Raw genomic sequence first — 17,657 nt, forward strand, 5'->3', positions numbered from 1 at the left:
GGGACTTTCGCTACGGAGATGGTTATTCTGCCACCGTATGGGGCACAATAGGTGAAAGGCCGCGCGACGCGCGGCCGGGCATGGTACACGTCATGGTTGACCCGCAAGGAGGACTGTATGGCAGAGCTCACGTTCTATCGTTGCAACAAGTGCGGTAACTTGGTCATGGTGGTCGACAGGGGCGCCTGCGTGCCCACGTGCTGCGGCGAGCCCATGGAGAAGCTGGTTGCCGGATCCGTCGACGCGGCGGCCGAGAAGCACGTTCCCTTCATCGAGCGCGACGACAAGCACATGGTCGTGAAGGTCGGCGAGGTCGCGCACCCCATGACCGAGGAGCACTATATCGAGTGGATCGCAGTCGCGGCCGAGGGAAAGACCATCATCAAGTACCTGAAGCCCGGCGAGGAGCCCACGAAGACCTTCTGCAAGAAGTTCGCGGACCATGGCACGGTCTACGCGTACTGCAACCTGCATGGCCTGTGGAAGGCAGAGTTCTAGAACCGTAACGCGACGGATGGTCGCGCACCGCGGCCAAGCGGCACATCCCTCCGTCGGGTAGCGTCCCCTCAGGCGGGCGTGCCCGCGGAGGGATTTCTTACATGAGGATTGGCATCGCACAGATAGATACGCGCGCGGGCGACCTGGAGGCAACGGCCACGCGGATGGTAGCGCTTTCCAGCGCTGCCGCAGAGCAGGGGGCTGACCTTCTCGTCTTTCCCATGGCAGCTCTGACGGGGCCTCTGCCCGTGCGCGAGAGCGAGCAGGACGACTTCCTTGTGGACGTGATGGACGTGCTCGTGCGCCTTTCCGAGGAGGTGTCGTGCCCGTGCATCGTGCCTGTTGTCGGAGCGCTCGACGGCCAGCCGGCGCCTGAGGCGGTGCTGGTGGGGGACGAGAAGATCCTGCCCCTGAAGATGCAGGCATATGCCCAGTCCGAGGACGCCGGCCTAACGGACGACGAGGATGCGCCGGCGCCCGACCTGCCTGAGTTCGAGTTTGGCGGCATGCGCCTGGGCATCGCCTTCACCTACGAGGACCTAGACGATTACGACGACTTTGACCTCGACGTGGGCGCCATCCTCTACATCGCGGGCTATGGGTACGCCGCGGATGACGTAGACTCCGTGCTTGGCAGCGACCTTGCCGAGAATCGTTACGTTGCGGACGCACGAACCACGGGCGCCTGGATCGTGGGCGTGGGGTCCGTTGGCGGCTACGGGACGTCCGTGTACTCTGGGTCGAGCTTCGTGCTCTCGCCGCAAGGCGAGCTTGTGGCGTCGCTCCCTTCCTGCGAGGAGGGCCTCGTGGTGGCCGAGGTAGGGGGCTCGTCCGCAGACGACGGTGACGAGGTCCTGCCCGAGGTCTACAACCGCCCGCTCTACCTGTGGCAGACGCTCGTGCTGGGGCTGAGGGACTATCTCCATAAGATTGAGCAGAGAAGCGCCGTGCTCGTGCTGGACGGCAGCGTGGGCTCCATGGTGGTCGCCGCACTTGCCACTGATGCGCTGGGGCCCACGAACGTGCACGCAATCGTGGACGTGCCGGGCGACGTCAGCCGCGAGGCGTGCTGCCAGCGTCTGGCGCGCAACCTCAGGATCGACGTGCGAGATGCGGGCGACATGCGCGCGGCGGCCTTTGTCACGAGGTCGGAGGACGCGTTGCTCCGCCGTGGCATCGTGGACGCCTACCTTGCTGCGTGGGCGGCGGAGGTCGGCGGCGTGGTCCTTTCCGGCGCGGACAAGACCGCCCTCGCATTGGGTGAGAAGCGCCTGGCCCTGGAGGCCGACGCGCTGAAGCCCGTTGGGGATGTCTACCGCTCGGACGTGCTCGAGCTCATGCGCATGAGGAACACGATCAGCCCGGTGTTTCCGTCGACGAGGCTTGCGGCGGATGAGGCGCCCGAGGTGGGACTCGACCACGCATCGCTTTCGGACGAGGTGTGGTGCGCCGAGGTAGACCAGGTGCTCTCCGACCACATCGAGTATGGCAGGAGCATGACGGAGGTCGCCGCGGACCTGCGTGACAACGAGCTGGTCGAGGCGGTGCTCGCTCGGCTGGACGAGAGCGAGCCGTGGCGCGTGGGACGAGGGCTCTACCTCATGGTGTCCACGGTGACACTCTTTGACGCACGAAGGCCCTTGGGGCTCGCGTGGCACAACCGCATCCGCGCGGACCGTGAGGCGGCCTCGATGCTCGACCGCGTTACGCGGCGCGTTGGCGCGGGCATCGGCCTTTCGGACCTGCGCGGCGTTTCAGACCTGCGAGGTGGCTCTTCCTCCGGAAAGGACGCGAGGCGGGAGCCCGTTGCCGAGGAGAGGGGCGATGCTGCCGCACCGCACGGCGATGCGAGGCAGGTGAAGGACGCACTCTCGTTCTTGAGAGACTTCTCGTACGGCGGCGGGTTCAGGCCGAAGGGCTTTGGCGAGGCGCACAATGCCGGTCAGGATGGTCCCACGAACGGGTTCGAGGATTCGCGCGGCCAGACGTGGCCCAACCCATTTTCCGAGAACTAGCCACGCCACGTCGCCTTGCTGTGCTACCATAGAACGAACGTTCTGTTTGGTGACGCACAGTAAGGCGGCATAGTGATAATACTTGGCATAGACCCAGGTCTTGCGCATACGGGGTGGGGCGTGGTCGAGACACGCGGATCCCTTTGTCGTGCCCGCGCCTACGGCTGCGTCACAACAATGGCCTCCGAACCCATCGACCAGCGGCTTGGAAGGATATTCGACGATCTCACGGAGGTCATCGGTCGCTACCATCCCTCGCAACTCTCAATCGAGAGGATCTTCTTCGGGGAGAACACGCGCTCCGCCATCGCCACGGCCCACGCTCGCGGCGCCGCGATCGTGGCATGCTCCAATGCCGGGCTTGCGGTGGGGGAGTTCACCCCCATGCAGATCAAGCAAGCCGTCGTGGGCACTGGCTCTGCGGACAAGCGGCAAGTCATCTATATGGTGCGCAACATCCTGGGCCTTGACCACGATCCGAAGCCAGACCATGCCGCAGATGCGCTTGCGGCCGCCATCTGCTACGCGAACCTCAAGCGCACGAGGAACATCGCGCGTGCCGTCGCGACGGACCAACTGAGGGAGCAGGAGAGGGCGCAGCGCGAGGCAGACGCTGAGGCGGCACGTCAGATCACTGCGGCAGCGACTGCCGCGAACATAGCACGCGCTCAGGGCAAGGGCGACCCGCTCTTCTCCACGCGGGCGAGCAGGAGGAGCAGCAGATGATAGTAAGGCTAACGGGTACCCTCGTAGAGGTCCTGCCGACTCATGTCGTGCTCGACGTCAACGGGGTCGGATACGAACTCGGTGTCTCGGCGAACACGGCGGCGTCGCTTCCCTCCGTGGGAGAGGCGGGTGTCACGCTTCTCACGAGGCTCATCGTGCGCGAGGATGCCATGGAGCTGTATGGATTCTCGACGCGCGAGGAGCGGGCGCTCTTCGACCGCCTCGTCGCGATTTCGGGGGTCGGCCCGAAGCTCGCGCTGTCCGTTCTCTCGACGTTCAGGCCACAGGAGCTGGCCACGGTTGTCGCAACGGAGGACGTAGGCCGCATGAGCCAGGTGTCGGGAGTCGGAAAGAAGAAGGCACAGAGGCTGCTCGTGGAGCTCGAGGGCGTGTTCCAGAAAGATGCCGAGCTCAGGAGCCTTGTCGGCCTTTCGCAACCGTCGCGCGGAGACGTTGTCGCTTCCGTCCCCGCACTTCCGGTTGAGGCGGAGGCGACCGATGCGCTCCTCTCCATGGGCTTTACCTCGCAGGAGGTAGAACTTGCGCTGCAAGGTCACGAGGAAGCGGGGGCGATGACCATACAGCAGGTGCTGTCGTACGCGCTCAAGCGGCTGGGAAGCGGGGCATAAGCCATGTGGGAAGCTGGTAGGGACGACCTGTTCGAGGATGCAGGAACGGCGGGGATGCGCGGCATGCGCGAGTCGGGCCCTAGGTCCGTCACGGCGGAGCTCACCGCGGACGACCTCGACGTAGATCGCACGCTAAGGCCAAAGTCGCTGGACGACTACTGCGGACAGGAGCGCGTGAGGGAGAACCTCCGCGTCCTGATTCAAGCGGCAAAGGAAAGAAACGAGCCCCTCGACCACGTCATCTTCTCGGGTCCTCCGGGACTGGGCAAGACGACGCTTGCCGGCGTCGTGGCGAACGAGATGGGGGCCAAGCTCCACACGACGTCAGGACCCGCGATCGAGAGGACCGGTGACCTTGCGGCCATCCTCACGAACCTCGAGGAGGGCGACATCCTCTTCGTGGATGAGATACACCGCCTGAACCACCAGGTGGAGGAGGTGCTCTATCCCGCGATGGAGGACTTCTTCCTGGACATCGTGATAGGCAAGGGTCCTGCCGCAAGATCCATCAGGCTGGACGTGCCACGCTTCACGCTCATAGGCGCGACCACGAGGACTGGTCTTCTCACCGGCCCGCTGCGCGACCGCTTTGGCATTAGCTATCGTCTCGACTACTACACGACGGAAGAACTCGCTCGTATCGTCGTGAGGTCGGCGGGCATCCTCGGCGTGGATATAGACCAGCAAGGGGCGCTCGAGATTGCGTCGCGCTCTCGCGGCACGCCGCGCCTTGCCAATCGGCTCCTCAAGCGCGTTCGCGACTACGCACAGGTGAAGGCCGAGGGAAGCATCACGTGGGACATCGCGGCCGAGGCGCTGAAGTTCTTCGAGATTGACGAGATGGGTCTCGACTGGATGGACGTGAAGATCCTCACGGCCCTCACGAAGACGTTTAGGGGCAGGCCGGTCGGACTCACGACCGTCGCGAGTGCAGTCGGCGAGGATCCTGCGACTCTTGAGGACGTATACGAGCCATACCTGCTTCAGACTGGTCTCATCATCAGGACCCCCCAAGGCAGACAGGCTACGCAGCTCGCGTTCGAGCACCTTGGAGTCGTTCCGCCTGCCACAAGGTAGGGCTGGCGTGTCTGGACATATACTACGTTCGTCAGTACTTGGACGTGCGTGACCACGCGACGCGGAGCCGCTGTGGGGTCATGGTTTGGAGGGACGGATGCTGCAACACGACTATCTGCTCGAGGTAATCGGTCGCTTTGTGGAGACTGTGAGCGCGAGCTTGCGCGGGGCGCTCTGCGACGGCGACTTTGCTCGCGTAGGCGAGGTGGAGCGTGCCGTGGGAGAGCTGCTCGATCTGGACGCGCGGACGGCCATGGCGCTCTCGCCCCAATCGCTCGTCACCATGATGACGCTGTCTGGCGTGGGGGAGTCCGTGGCCGCGTACGCCGCATATGCCCTTGACAAGGTGGCGCTCGCTTACGAGCGGCAGGGGGATGACGCCGAGGCGTCTCTTCGGCGCGCGCAGGCAACCGCCATCGCAGGCGCCTTCCATGCGGACGGAACCATCCCAGAGGAGTTTGCGGAGCTGGAGGCAGGGCTGTCATAGCGTGACGGATTGGTGTGGAAATACGGCGATCTGCGCTTTCATGCAGCTGCCTTTGGGTTTCGGGAAGCAATGATTCAATTTAGGGTCGAATTTCGTCCGTAAACGGTTTGTGGGAGAGGTAGCGGGGTCTTTGGGGTAATATATCCCTCGTGACGCGCCGCAGGGCGGGTTGCACAATGTATCGCGCGAAAGCGCAGCGTTCATGTTCCCTCGCGGAACAAGAAAGAAAGGCACGACATGGCTCAGGGTACTGTTAAGTGGTTCAACGCCGACAAGGGCTACGGCTTCATCTCTCGCGAGGACGGCGACGACCTGTTCGTCCACTACTCCGAGATTCAGATGGACGGCTACAAGACTCTCGACGAGGGTCAGGCTGTCGAGTTCGATATCACCACTGGCCAGAACGGCAAGCTCCAGGCTTCCAACGTTCGTAAGCTCTAATCACCAACCCAACAGAGCTGAATGGGGACCGCTTCGGCGGTCCCTTTTTTTGATGCGCTGTCTCGTATGCGCCAAAGGAGAAGCCATTAGTCCAACTTGGCGTGTACCATTGGTTTCGAACAACGACACGAGAGATGGGGGAAGCATGTCCGACGAGAAGCTCGAGCAAGAGGTTGACGCCTACGTCGATGAGGTATGGGAGGACGCGGTTGAGGACATCCGCACGTTGGTGAAGATTCGCTCCGTGCGCGACCCGAAGACGGCGGGTCCTGGTATGCCGTGGGGCAAGGGCAGCCATGATGCGCTCGTGGCCGCGCTTGGCATCGCACGGAGGCTGGGGCTCGATGCCCACGAGTGCGAGGGCTACATAGGCTACGCGGATCTTCCGGGTGCATCCGACCGCCAGATCGCGACCATTGCCCACACGGACGTCGTTCCCGAGGGGCTTGGCTGGACGGTCGACCCCTTCGACGTGACGCGTCGCGAGGGCTATCTCATTGGCCGTGGCGTGTTGGACGACAAGGGTCCGTTCGTGCTTTCGCTCTATGCGGCGCACTTCTTCAAGCGCAAGGCGGATAAGACGGGCAGTCCGCTGCCGTACACCCTGCGCTGCCTTGTGGGCAACGAGGAGGAGTGCGAGATGGGCGACCTCAAGTGGTACCTCGCCCATTACGACGAGCCCGCGTTCGCCTTCACTCCTGACGCCGACTTCCCGCTCATCTGCGGGGAGAAGGGCGTCTTCCACGGCCACTTCACGAGCGAGGTCATCGCGGGCGATGTCCCCGGTAGCCGCATCGTGGAGCTTGATGCCGGCACGGTCGCCAACGCGATTCCCGGCCAGGCGACCGCGCTCGTGCGCGTTGCCGCGGACGAGCTTCCCGCGGCGGACGGCATCGACATCGAGCCGGCGGGCGAGGGGCTCGCACGGGTTGTCGCGCACGGTGTCGGCGGACATGCTTCCCTGCCGGCGGGAACCGTCAACGCCATTGGCGTGCTTGCGGACTACCTCCTGGTCAACGATGTCTGCTCCGAGCGCGAGCGTGCGTTCCTCTCGTTCGAACACCTGCTGTGCGCCGCGTCCACGGACGGATCCTCCGTGGGCATTGCGTCTGCGGACGAGAAGTTCGGCCCCCTTACCTGCATCGGAGGCACGGTGCGCACCGAGGGCGGCCGCTTCGTGCAGACGGTGGACTCGCGATATCCTGCCTCGACCACGGACGAGGAGATCACCCGCGCGCTCGCGACGCTCGGCGAGGAGCATGGCCTGACGTTCGACGTGGACGGCGTGAAGGTCCCGTTCTACATCGAGCCCACGTCGCCTGAGATTAGGTGCTTGCTCGACACGTATCACGAGTACACGGGGAGGCCGGCGGAGGCGATGGTCATCGGCGGCGGCACGTACGCGCGCAACTTCAGCCGCGCCTGCGCCTTCGGCCCGAACGACCCAGAGGCGGAGCTGCCGGAGTGGGTCGGGCCGGAGCACGGTCCCGACGAGGGTATCGCGGAGGAGACGCTGCGTCGTGCGCTCAAGATCTACATCGTGTCCATTGCACGTCTCATGAGGCTCGAGCTCTAGGTCGCCCACGCTGGCCTTACAGCGCGATGTCACGCCAATCGTCCAGGAAGAGGTCCGCGGCCGCACGGACCTCCTCCGCATCCTGCGTTGGGTCGTTCGAGCGAACGCCGCACGTGAGCATGCCGGCGCAGCGCGCGGAGCGGATGCCTACCGTGATGTCCTCGAACACGATGCAGTCTTCAGGTGCGGCACCCAGGCGTTGTGCCGCCTCCAGGTAGATGTCCGGCTTGCTCTTGGGCACGGGCACGTCCTTGCCGTGGACCCTCGCCTCGAAGAGCGCGTCCATGTCGATGCCGCGCATGGAGTCCAGCACGTCCGGGTCGTTCGTCGTTGCGAGGGCGACGGGAACGCCCAGTCTGCGCAACGCGCGGATGTAGGCCTCGGCGCCGGGGCGTAACCGGGCCTCGTCCCTATAGAGCGCGCGTCCCATGGCATTCCACTCGTCGCAGATTTCTTGCACGGACTCGCGCAGTCCAAAGCGCTCGATGGTGTAGCGCGCGCCAGCCTCGAAGCCCAGTGCGGAGAGCGTGCGTGCGTAGTCTGGTGGAACCTGGAAGCCGCGCGACCCCAAGAACGCCACGTCCACCTTGCGCCACAGGTCCGCGGTATCGGATATCGTTCCGTCGAAGTCGAATATCGCCGCCCCAAAGCGCGGAGGCCACAGCGCCGCGGGGGCCCTGCCCGCAAGCCACGGCGCCCTTGCGGCTCCCGGCGTCTTGGTCCTTCTCGCCGCGTCGTGTTGGGATGAGTCCATGGGAGCCTCCGTCGATTGGTGTGTGGGTTGCGCGTGTGGGCGGCCTGCGCCTCGTGCAAGCTCGACGCGTGCGCGCGCGACTGCCGTGAAATATGCTAGTCTATCGTGCGTCCTGCGCGGGTACAAACGCCCGCCGAGCAGTTCGGGTCCTAAATCCTGCTCGTTAAACCTAAAACCAAAGGAGATACTCGCATGTTTAGGGACTTTTTCAGGGATTATCGGCTTCTGCTGCGCAACGTGCCCAGCACAAACGTCACGCTCTTCGTGCTGAGCGTCGTTCTCATGAACCTGCTGGCCAACAAGGAGCTCGTCTCGCTTCCGTACCTTGCGCTGGACTGCGGCATCACGCTCAGCTGGGTCTCGTTCCTCTGCATGGACATGATCACCAAGCGCTTTGGGGCAAAGGCATCCATCAAGATCTCCGTGTTCGCGCTCGCATGCAACCTTGCGGTTGTCGCGCTGTTGTGGCTTGTCAGCCTCGCGCCCGGCCACTGGGGCGCATACTACTCCTCCGGGCTCGCCCCCGTGGACGCGGGCCTCAACGCCACGTTCGGTGGCAGCTGGTACGTGGTCCTTGGCAGCTCGATCTCCATGCTCCTCTCGTCCGTCACCAACTCCCTGCTCAACCAGTTCATTGGCAGCAAGTTCGTGAAGGATAACTTCGGCACGTTCGCCGCGCGATCCTACACGTCCACCCTCGTGGGTCAGCTCGTCGACAACCTCACGTTCGCCATCATCGTCAGCCACACGTTCTTCGGCTGGACGTGGATCCAGGTGCTCGGCTGCTCGGTCACCGGCGCCCTCGTCGAGCTGCTGTGCGAGGTCGTGCTCAGCCCCATAGGCTTCCGCGTCGTGCGCCAGTGGGAGCGCGACGGCGTCGGCCAAGCGTATCTCGATGCCCAGGGCGAGAAGAACGCGGCCTCCGCGGCCGTGGTGGACGCAGCCGTCGCGAGGGAGGCGTAGCCGTGGGCGTGCGGGAGGAGCGGCACCCCATGGACGTGCTCGTGACCGGTGCCTCAGGCGGCATCGGTCGCGCGGTCTCGGAGCTCTTTCTCGAGCGTGGGCACCGCGTGGACGGCCTCGACGTCGCGCCGGCGACGGTCGAGCACGCGCGCTATCTCCACCACGTGGCGGACGTGCGGGACGCAGCATCGCTTCCCGACCTGTCCCCACAGGTCATCGTCACGTGCGCCGGCGTGCAGAACACCCCGGACGACATAGACGTCAACCTGAAGGGCGCAATCAACGTGTGCGAACGCTACGCATTCCAGAGCGTCTCGCACCCGCGCGAGCAGGTGCGCTCCGTGGTGAACGTCGGCTCGTCGTCCGGGCACAACGGCTCGGAGTTTCCGCACTATGCCGCAAGCAAGGGCGGCATCATCGCGTACACCAAGAACCTGGCGCTGCGCCTCGCGCCGCAGGCCATCGCAAACAGCATCGACCCCGGTGGCGTCATGACCGATCTCAACCGTCCCGTGATGGACGATCCCGAACTCTGGGGCAAGATCATGGCGCTCACGCCGCTGCGTCGCTGGGCGACCCCGCGCGAGATCGCGGAGTGGGTGTACTTCGTGGGCGTGACCAACCGTTTCATGACGGGGCAGAGCATCCTCGTCGACGGGGGAGAGGCGGGCAACGCCCAGTTCGTGTGGCCGGACGTCGAGGTCGGGCACAGACCGACCGAGGGATAGCGCCTGACTTTCGTCCGTTGCTCCGCGCGCACGCCTGCCCGTGCCGCCCGCGGAAGACGCGCCCCCGATTGTTGCCAGCCTGTTACACTGGGTGGGTATTGGATACGACAACACATCTATGCGGAGGTTTCCATGACGGACGAGGAACTTAAGCAACGCGCGAAGGAGTTTGTCGAGAAGAACTGGGAGGACGTCGTTGCGGACATCGACTCCCTGGTGAGGATCAACTCGGTCGAAGACCTCGACCACGCCGAGCCCGGCAAGCCGTACGGCCCCGCGCCGTTCGAGGCACTCGACACCGCCGTGAAGATCGCGACGCGCCTGGGGCTCGATGCCCACAACTGCGACGGCCACATCGGCTACGCGGACGTCCCCGGCGCATCCCCCAAGCAGATAGCGACCATAGGCCACACGGACATCGTCCCCGCCGGCACCGGCTGGACGTTCGAGCCGTTCAGGGTGACCCGCAAGGATGGCTACCTCATCGGCCGCGGCGTGCTCGACGACAAGGGTCCCACGACCCTCTCGCTCTATGCGGCGAAGTTCTTCGCGGACCTCGCGCGCGAGACGGGCGAGCAGCTGCCGTACACGCTGCGCTGCATCATCGGCAACAACGAGGAGACCGAGATGGCCGACGTCGAGTGGTACCTCGACAACTTCGACCAGCCAGAGTTCCTGTTCTCGCCGGACGCGGACTTCCCGCTCATCTACGGCGAAAAGGGCGGCTGGTCCGCGACCGTCACCTCCAAGCCCGTCTCGGACGTGATCGTGGACTTCGAGGGTGGCACCGTCGGCAACGCCGTCGCGGGCGAGGCCACGGCCGTCGTGCGCGCTGACGCGTCCACGCTGCCGTCCGCCGATCGCATCGACGTCGAGCCCGCGGGGGAGGGGCTGGCGCGCCTCACGGCCCACGGCATCGGCGCGCACGCGTCCACGCCGCAGGGCTCGATCAATGCCATCGGTCTTCTCGTCGACTACCTGCTGCAGAACGAGCTGTGCTCTGCGGACGAGAAGGACTTCCTCCAGTTCGAGAGGCTGGTCTTTGGCTCCACGGACGGCTCGACCCTGGGCATCGCATGCCAGGACGAGTACTTCGACCCCCTGACGTGCATCGGCGGCACCATCGCCACCAAGGACGGTCGCTTCGAGCAGACGCTTGACAGCCGCTATCCCACGAACATCACCGGCGAGGAGATCACGCGTCGCGTTGGCGCGCTTGCGGCCGAGCACGGCTGCACCATCCACGTCGACATCGACATGGTGCCGTTCCTCACCGATCCGGACACGCCTGCGATGCAGACGCTCGTGAGGACGTACAACGAGTACACGGGTCGCGACGCGAAGGGCTTCTGCATCGGTGGCGGCACGTACGCACGCCACTTCAAGGCCGGCGGCTCCTTCGGCCCGAACGACCCGGCGTTCCCCATGCCCGACTGGGTGGGTGCGGAGCACTCCGCGGACGAGGGTTTCAGCGAGGAGCAGCTCAAGCGCGCGCTGCAGATCTACATCGTGTCCATCGCGCGCCTCATGAGGCTCGAGTTCTAGGGACTCTGCTTCTTAGGCGATTGTGGCTCTGGGCACAAGGGTGCCCCGGGCACCGCGTCAAGCCGTGACTGAACTGCCTCCCATTTCTTGGACAGGGAAATAGAAGTCCGAGAGATGGGAGGCTTTCCATGTCCGTCGACCTGAGATTGAGGCACGACCGGTCGCTGCGCGAGCGCGCAGCCGAGATGTTCGAGAGGGGCCTCGGCTACGGGTCCGTCGCAAGGGGGCTTGGCGTGCCCGCCGAGGCTGTGAGAAACTGGCAGAAGACGTACCGCGCGACCGGGAGGGACGGCCTGCTGAAAATGGGCGAGAAGCACGCGAGATACGACTTCGAGACCAAGGTCGCCGCAGCCAGGGCCGTGGTCGACGACGGGATGGCCAAGCCCGAGGCGATGGAGCGCTTCGGCATCGCGAGCGCGACGCCGCTGAAGCAGTGGTGCAGGCTGTACCGCGGGGGCGGGGCCGAGGCCCTGAGGCCCAAGCCGAAGGGCAGGCCGAGGGGGTCGGGCGCGAAGGCCGCGCCGATGACCCGCGAGCAGGAGCTCGAGCGCGAGGTCAGGAGGCTCGAGGCGCAGGTGGCGTACCTAAAAAAATCGATAGCCCTGAAGGCGGAGCTGCGCTCCCGAACCGGGAGAAGGCCCTAGCGGTCGCCGAGCTTTCAGGGCGGCACGACCTCTCCGACCTCCTCGAGGCCGCCGGCCTCCCCAGGTCGAGCTACTACTACGCCGTCTCGCACCCCAAGGCCCCCACCAGGCCGGAGCTGCGCGCCAGGGTGACGGAGATCTTCGGCAGGCTCCCCAACGGCGTCGGCCACAGGCAGGTGGCGATGGAGCTGCGCGCCGTCGACGGCGCGCGGATAGCGGACAAGACCGTGCTCAAGATGATGAACGAGATGGGCCTCAGGTGCGGCATCCGCCGGGAGACCGACCACCACAGGTACAGCTCCTACAGGGGGAAGGTCGGCGAGACCTTCGAGAACGTGCTCGGCCGCGACTTCGCCGCCGACGGCCCCTGGCAGAAGATGGGCACCGACGTCACCGAGTTCAAGTGCGGGTTCGGCAAGGCCTACCTCGCGCCCGTGTACGACTTCGGCAGCAAGGAGATCGTGGCCTGGTCGGTCTCGGAGCATCCGGACCTCGCTCAGCAGGAGGAGATGCTCTCAATGCTCGTGGCGGCGAAGCCGGAGGGCGCGGCGCCGGTCCTGCACTCCGACATGGGCTGGCAGTACCAGCACGTGTCCTACGTCGCGAAGCTCAGGGAGAACGGCTTCGTGCAGAGCATGTCGCGCAAGGGCAACTGCATCGACAACGGCGCCACCGAGCAGGTCTTCGGCCACCTGAAGGACGAGTTCTACAGGGGCAGGGACTGGGAGACGTTCGAGGAGTTCAAGCGCGACCTCGAGGCGTACATCCACCATTGGAACCATGCGAGGCGCCAGGCCAAGCTGAAGGGCCTGACCCCGATCGAGTTCCGGGACCAGGCCCTCCGGGGGGCCGCCTAGCGGTTATGATTTATCGCGTCCAAGTTTTGGGGCGCAGTTCAGACGCGCGTGTCCGGGGCGCTTTCCTTTGGTGGACTTTTGGGGCCTTTGGCCAAGACGCGGTCGCCGCTGCCTGGGATGCGGGCGCTATTGGTCCGGGACGCCCTCCATGGAGTCCAGCACCTGCAGTATCACGTCGTCCGGATCGAACGCGGCGAGCACGCTCACGAAGTTGCGCGCCACGGGGTAGACCTCCGCATCCATCGACGCACGTGTGCACTCCATAAACGTCTTCGAGATCTCGTCCGTAGGCGCGACGGGTACGCCGTGGTAGCCCAGCGTTGCCTCGACCTCCTGCTGCGACATGGGGCTCAGGGCAAGCCCGCCCTTCTCGCCCTGCGACTGCGCCGCAAGGCCCGTCACCTCCATCACCACGATGGGCGTGATGGAGGGCATGAAGCTCATGGCGCTCTGGTAGCACGCCTGCGCGGCGAGCGCGTTGCCGCGTGCCATCTGGAACGACGCCATGCGATAGTAGCCAAGCCCTATGGCCTCGGGGTCGTGCGCCCCCTTCAGGAACTCCGTCAGGGTGGCCATGGCCTCGTCCGCGTGGCCCGCCTCCTCGAGGCAGCGCACCAACTGCAGGTTCGCATGCTTGTCCAGCGGCGCCATCTGGCGCAGCCGGCGCGCGTGGGCAAGCGCCGCGTCCGTCTGCCTCAGGGCGAGGTTCGCGACGGAGAGGTAGAAGTGCGCCGCAAAGTACGCGTCCGGCACCAGCAGCAGCGCGTGCGGGTCGTCCGCGTGCTGGCGGTTGTACAGCGTGCGGTCCACGTAGCTCGCGAAGTAGCGCCATACCACGCCGCCCTTGTCCGAGAAGAGCCCGGCTTCGTCCACGGGGCCCACCACGGGCTCGAGCGCGGCCTTCGCCCCGGCGGCATCGTGCTTGGTGAGGCATTCCCTTGCGCGCTCGCACGCCCTGTCGAGGGCGTCGCCGCGCACGAACTCCTCGCCAATGTCCATGGGGTCCGTGCCGACGGTGCCATCGATCATGCCCCTCACCAGGCGCTCCGCCGCGGAGCGCACCGTGGGGTCCGGGTCGTTGCCGGCAAGCTCCATCACCATGCGCACGTTGCGCCGGGTCGCGTCGTGCTCTTCCGGCGGGCACAGGTTCAGCATGATGTCGCTTGCGATGAGGCTGCGCTTGTCCGCCTCCTCGATCGCAAGGCCGCTCACGCTTGGGGCACCCAAGGCGCGCGCAAGGCGCTCCGGAAGGCGACGGCTGGAAAGGCCTACGGGCATGTGGCGCCACGTGGGACTGAAGCGGGGATCGGCAAGGTCTGCGGTCTGCTCCACGGGACGGAGGATGTCATTCTCGACGCGCATGTTGGGCACGAACGGCCTCATGGCGCGCGGGAGGTCGTCCACGTGGTTCAGGTCCAGCCGCCTGAAGCGCCACCGGTCGAAGTCTACGCACAGGTAGCAGCGGTGCGCATGGGCGTCGTCCACCGTGCCTATGACCCAGGCGTGGCGGATCTTGCTCGAGGCGCGAAACGCCGTCGCCGCAAGCAGTATGGCCACGCGCTGCGCGTAGGCGGACGCCGCCTTGCGGCGCATCTCGCGCGAGCTCTGCACCACGCCGAGGCCCGCGACGAACACGGACGAGGGAAACACGCGCTCTGGCGTCAGGTCCACGTGAAATCCTACGTTGCCGTCGGCCACGTTCACGCGAAAGTGCTGCTCGAGGCGGTACGGCAGCTGCATGTCCTCGATGGCGGCCGCGATTTTGCGGCGAACGGCCCACTCGCCGTCCGGGTCCTCGCCCTCCCCGGACTCCAGTGGCACGTCCAGCCCCGGCGACTGCGCGCACACGGACGTGGCGAGCCCCTGCGTCAGCTTGTAGCAGTCGGCCTCCGTCACATCCTGCGGGTCGTCGAAGTACGTGCACGCGTAGCGCATGGCGTTCAGTGCCGCCTCGATCTTCAGCACGCGCAGCCGCGCCAGGTACGAGAGCTCGCGTTGCTCCACGCGCACAAACAGCATCTGCGAGTGCGGCGAACGCACCACAGACATGCGCGGCAGCTCCGTGTCGGTCGAGAAGAGCCCCGCCTCAATCAGCATCCGCGCCACGAAGCGCTCGACGGGGGAGGGCGAGAGGATCGTGCCATCCGGGGTCGCGTCACCCCCGGTCCCGCGCGTCGCCGGCACCAGCGGCGCGTCGCCGGGAAGGCGGGCCGCGTCCAGCTCGCGGGCGGCGTCCTCGCCATCGGTCTGGGCCATGCGGGTGCGGATGTCTCCCACCAGGAGCTTGAGCTCGGCCAGCGGGTCCGGGCTCTGAACGATGCGCTCGCTCACGGCGTTGTAGTCGAGCTGCGAGTGGGCGATGACGGGCTCGCCATCTGCTGCGTTGTTCGTGGGGGAGCCGTCCTCCGCCGGCGCGGCCTCCTCTTGCGTGGCGATGTCGCCACGTGCGGCGGCGGGTACGTCCGCCTGCGTGCCTGCGGCTACGGGCGTGATCGCGGCAAGCTCGGTCGTGCCTGCGTTGGTCCGCGGCTGCGCGAGCGTCTGGCGCGACGGCGCGGCTGCAGCATCGGGTGCCGCGCCCTTCTCGCCCGGCGCCACGCGGGTATCCTGGGCTTTCGGGTGCGGAGGAGTCTGTGCCTTGGCCTGGCTGCCGCGCTCCTGTCTGCTTTGGGCCGCAGACCTGGTAAACGCCAGAATCGTGCCTGCCCCAAGCGCCGCGGCGCCCGCGGTGAGCGCCCAGCCAACGCTGTCCAGCGCGATGGACTGGTAGCAGCCGAGCGCCGCCACCAGGGCGAGCGCGCCCGCGCCAGGGATAAGAATGTGCCGCGACGAGAATCTGTCGTGTGTCATGCCGTGAACCACCTAAGTGCCATGGGTGAAGGGGCGGAGCGCCGCCCCCGTTAGCGTCTTTCGTTACTCTTACCCAATCGCACGGCCGTCTTCCAGTGCGTTACCAGTCTCTAACAGCCCTCTATCTGCTTGATCTCGCACTCGTTGCCCCGCAGGAGCACTGTCTGGTCGCTTCCGCAGTTCGGGCACGTGCGACCGTAGCGCACCGTCTCGTAGGTGTGACCGCACGCGTTGCAGACGGTGACGGCCTTTATCTGCTCGACCTCCAGCGTGGAGTCGCGCAGCAGGTCGCTCTTCTGCTGCGCCCACTTCCAGCAGTCCACGAAGTAGTCCTCCAGGATGCCCGAGACCTCGCCCAGGCACATGGTGACGGAGCTAATGCGCGTGAGCTCGTTCTCGCGGGCGACGTCCTCGATCGTGTCCATCGCCGCGAACACCACCCCCAGCTCGTGCATGCGCTAGGCCTTCCAGTTGCGGACGGCGTCGCGCAGCCAGTCCAGCCACTCGTCCATGCCCTCGCCGGTCTTCGCGGAGAGGTAGATGATCTTGGCTTCCGGGTTGCGCAGGTGCACGTTCTGCTCGAGCTTCTGCTTGTCGAAGTCGAAGTACGGCAGAGTGTCGACCTTGCTGATGAGCACGAGGTCGCTCACCTCGAACATGAGGGGGTACTTCAGCGGCTTGTCGTCGCCCTCGGGGACCGAGAGGATCATGACCTTCTTACCGGCGCCCGTGTCGAACTCCGCGGGGCAGATGAGGTTGCCAACGTTCTCGATCACGACGAGGTCCTGGTCCTGGTAGCCCAGCTGGTTGAGCCCCTGCTCCGTCATGGCCGCGTCGAGGTGGCACATGCCGCCGGTGTGCAGCTGGATCGCCTTCGCCCCGGCCTCCTGTACGGTGTAGGCGTCCACATCGGAGTCGACGTCCGCCTCCATTACGCCGATGCGCATCTCGTCCGCGAGGGCGCGCAGCGTCGCGGAGAGGAGCGTGGTCTTTCCGGCTCCCGGCGAGCTCATGAGGTTGATCATGAGCGTGCCCGCGTCGTGCATGCGCGCGCGGAGCGCCTCGGCCTCGCGGTCGTTGTTCGCGAACACGCTTTCCTTGACTTCGATTACCTTGATCGGGTCGGTCATCTTTTCCTCCTATCGTTTTCGTCCATGATACAGGAGGCGGGCGCGCGTGGGGCTGCGATGTAGACATGCGTCGCCGGCCACTCCCTTGCGGGGTCGCGACGTCTGCGCCGGGATGCACGCGTCACACACCCCGTCCGAGTTTGCATGAACGCGCAAGGCCACCCCGGATGCGTTGCTCGCTCGACGGCGCTCGACGCGCGAAGGGCCGTGGCCTGCGTTGGACCACGGTGTCGCAAAGGGTCCGGCCAATCCAGCACGACGTCGCAGAAAGCTTTCCATGTATAAGAGTTTGAGTTAAATCAAGGCTACGCACGTGGGGGAGCTTGTACATCGAGACGTGTGCATAAAGGCAATCTACCTGTGCGTTTGTAATGCTAGAAAATGTACGAAACACGCTTGAAACATTAACTGAAACCATGTAAAACGTAAATCGAAGGGCACGTTGGCGCGTGCGGAACGATTCAATCGGATGGAGGGGTCCATGGGTGCCTTCTCGATGCAGACGGTTCTGTTCATCATCTACACCATGCTCGGCTTCGTGGCGGCTCTTGCCGCGATAATGGTCGTCACCGGAATCATCAGGTTCTTGGTGCGAAAAGCCCTGGGGAGGATCGAGCCCGACCCCAACGCGACGACGTACCCCACTGAGGTTCCGCGCGTGGCGTAGCGATAGCCGGTAGGTAGTGCTCATACATTCATTCACACGGGAGGCCCCGCAGCCACATTCGGCTGCGGGG

General features: G+C 65.4%; 18 protein-coding genes. 14 read left to right on the forward strand and 4 right to left on the reverse strand.

Annotation, left to right across the window (positions count from 1 at the left end):
- Nucleotides 1–117: 117 nt before the first annotated feature.
- The 8 genes from BLT96_RS02355 to BLT96_RS02390 all read left to right on the forward strand — a co-directional run bounded on the left by BLT96_RS02355 (nt 118) and on the right by BLT96_RS02390 (nt 7,449).
- Entirely contained in the window at nt 118–498 is a 381-nt protein-coding gene (locus BLT96_RS02355) for a desulfoferrodoxin family protein (protein WP_090844455.1), read from the forward strand.
- Nucleotides 499–599: 101 nt separating this feature from the next.
- The gene (locus BLT96_RS02360; protein WP_090861452.1) at nt 600–2,513 is read left to right on the forward strand and encodes a nitrilase-related carbon-nitrogen hydrolase; all 1,914 of its coding nucleotides are present in this window, start codon (nt 600–602) and stop codon (nt 2,511–2,513) included.
- Nucleotides 2,514–2,585: 72 nt separating this feature from the next.
- Nucleotides 2,586–3,239, forward strand: coding sequence for a crossover junction endodeoxyribonuclease RuvC (ruvC, locus tag BLT96_RS02365; RefSeq protein WP_090861453.1), 654 nt, complete (start codon nt 2,586–2,588; stop codon nt 3,237–3,239).
- The gene (ruvA, locus tag BLT96_RS02370; protein WP_090861454.1) at nt 3,236–3,868 is read left to right on the forward strand and encodes a Holliday junction branch migration protein RuvA; all 633 of its coding nucleotides are present in this window, start codon (nt 3,236–3,238) and stop codon (nt 3,866–3,868) included. Before ruvC ends, ruvA begins: the two co-directional genes overlap by 4 nt.
- A 3-nt stretch (nt 3,869–3,871) precedes the next feature.
- The gene (gene ruvB / locus BLT96_RS02375; RefSeq protein ID WP_090844443.1) at nt 3,872–4,945 is read left to right on the forward strand and encodes a Holliday junction branch migration DNA helicase RuvB; all 1,074 of its coding nucleotides are present in this window, start codon (nt 3,872–3,874) and stop codon (nt 4,943–4,945) included.
- A 97-nt stretch (nt 4,946–5,042) separates the two neighbouring features.
- On the forward strand, nt 5,043–5,432 hold the full coding sequence (locus BLT96_RS02380) for a hypothetical protein (protein WP_090861455.1): 390 nt from the start codon (nt 5,043–5,045) through the stop codon (nt 5,430–5,432).
- 237 nt (nt 5,433–5,669) lie between these two features.
- Nucleotides 5,670–5,873, forward strand: coding sequence for a cold-shock protein (locus BLT96_RS02385; RefSeq protein WP_090844437.1), 204 nt, complete (start codon nt 5,670–5,672; stop codon nt 5,871–5,873).
- A 145-nt stretch (nt 5,874–6,018) separates the two neighbouring features.
- Complete coding sequence (locus BLT96_RS02390) at nt 6,019–7,449, forward strand: Sapep family Mn(2+)-dependent dipeptidase (RefSeq protein ID WP_090864123.1); 1,431 nt, start codon at nt 6,019–6,021, stop codon at nt 7,447–7,449.
- A gap of 16 nt (nt 7,450–7,465) precedes the next feature.
- Here the strand turns inward: BLT96_RS02390 and BLT96_RS02395 are convergent, their stop codons facing one another.
- Nucleotides 7,466–8,203, reverse strand: coding sequence for an HAD family hydrolase (locus tag BLT96_RS02395; RefSeq protein ID WP_090861456.1), 738 nt, complete (start codon nt 8,201–8,203; stop codon nt 7,466–7,468).
- Between the two features lie 192 nt (nt 8,204–8,395).
- On the opposite strand from BLT96_RS02395, the gene BLT96_RS02400 reads away from it, so the two are divergent.
- The 5 genes from BLT96_RS02400 to BLT96_RS02420 all read left to right on the forward strand — a co-directional run bounded on the left by BLT96_RS02400 (nt 8,396) and on the right by BLT96_RS02420 (nt 12,940).
- Nucleotides 8,396–9,166, forward strand: a complete 771-nt coding sequence (locus BLT96_RS02400) for a VUT family protein (RefSeq protein ID WP_090861457.1) — start codon at nt 8,396–8,398, stop codon at nt 9,164–9,166.
- A gap of 2 nt (nt 9,167–9,168) precedes the next feature.
- Nucleotides 9,169–9,894, forward strand: coding sequence for an SDR family NAD(P)-dependent oxidoreductase (locus BLT96_RS02405; RefSeq protein ID WP_245719304.1), 726 nt, complete (start codon nt 9,169–9,171; stop codon nt 9,892–9,894).
- 132 nt (nt 9,895–10,026) lie between these two features.
- Entirely contained in the window at nt 10,027–11,439 is a 1,413-nt protein-coding gene (locus BLT96_RS02410) for a Sapep family Mn(2+)-dependent dipeptidase (protein ID WP_090861459.1), read from the forward strand.
- 128 nt (nt 11,440–11,567) lie between these two features.
- Nucleotides 11,568–12,083 (forward strand): helix-turn-helix domain-containing protein, encoded by a 516-nt coding sequence (locus BLT96_RS10775; protein ID WP_090861460.1) that lies wholly within the window; start codon nt 11,568–11,570, stop codon nt 12,081–12,083.
- Complete coding sequence (locus BLT96_RS02420; RefSeq protein ID WP_090864125.1) at nt 12,032–12,940, forward strand: IS3 family transposase; 909 nt, start codon at nt 12,032–12,034, stop codon at nt 12,938–12,940. The genes BLT96_RS10775 and BLT96_RS02420 overlap by 52 nt, the downstream gene beginning before the upstream one ends.
- 126 nt (nt 12,941–13,066) lie before the next feature.
- Here BLT96_RS02420 and BLT96_RS02425 read toward each other — a convergent pair whose 3' ends face one another.
- The 3 genes from BLT96_RS02425 to hypB form a co-directional block, all read right to left on the reverse strand.
- Nucleotides 13,067–15,790 carry a tetratricopeptide repeat protein gene (locus tag BLT96_RS02425; protein WP_090861461.1) on the reverse strand — a complete coding sequence of 908 codons (2,724 nt, stop codon included), beginning with the start codon at nt 15,788–15,790 and terminating at the stop codon, nt 13,067–13,069.
- A gap of 110 nt (nt 15,791–15,900) precedes the next feature.
- On the reverse strand, nt 15,901–16,245 hold the full coding sequence (locus BLT96_RS02430; protein WP_090861462.1) for a hydrogenase maturation nickel metallochaperone HypA: 345 nt from the start codon (nt 16,243–16,245) through the stop codon (nt 15,901–15,903).
- A gap of 3 nt (nt 16,246–16,248) precedes the next feature.
- A complete protein-coding gene (gene hypB, locus BLT96_RS02435) occupies nt 16,249–16,920 on the reverse strand; it encodes a hydrogenase nickel incorporation protein HypB (protein ID WP_090861463.1) in 672 nt (223 codons plus the stop codon).
- Nucleotides 16,921–17,401: 481 nt separating this feature from the next.
- Here hypB and BLT96_RS02440 point away from each other — a divergent pair, with 481 nt between their 5' ends.
- Nucleotides 17,402–17,587: a hypothetical protein gene (locus BLT96_RS02440; RefSeq protein WP_090844409.1), complete on the forward strand. Its 186-nt coding sequence runs from the start codon at nt 17,402–17,404 to the stop codon at nt 17,585–17,587.
- Nucleotides 17,588–17,657: the final 70 nt, after the last annotated feature.

The organism is Parafannyhessea umbonata, assembly GCF_900105025.1.
Taxonomy (GTDB): Bacteria; Actinomycetota; Coriobacteriia; order Coriobacteriales; family Atopobiaceae; genus Parafannyhessea; species Parafannyhessea umbonata.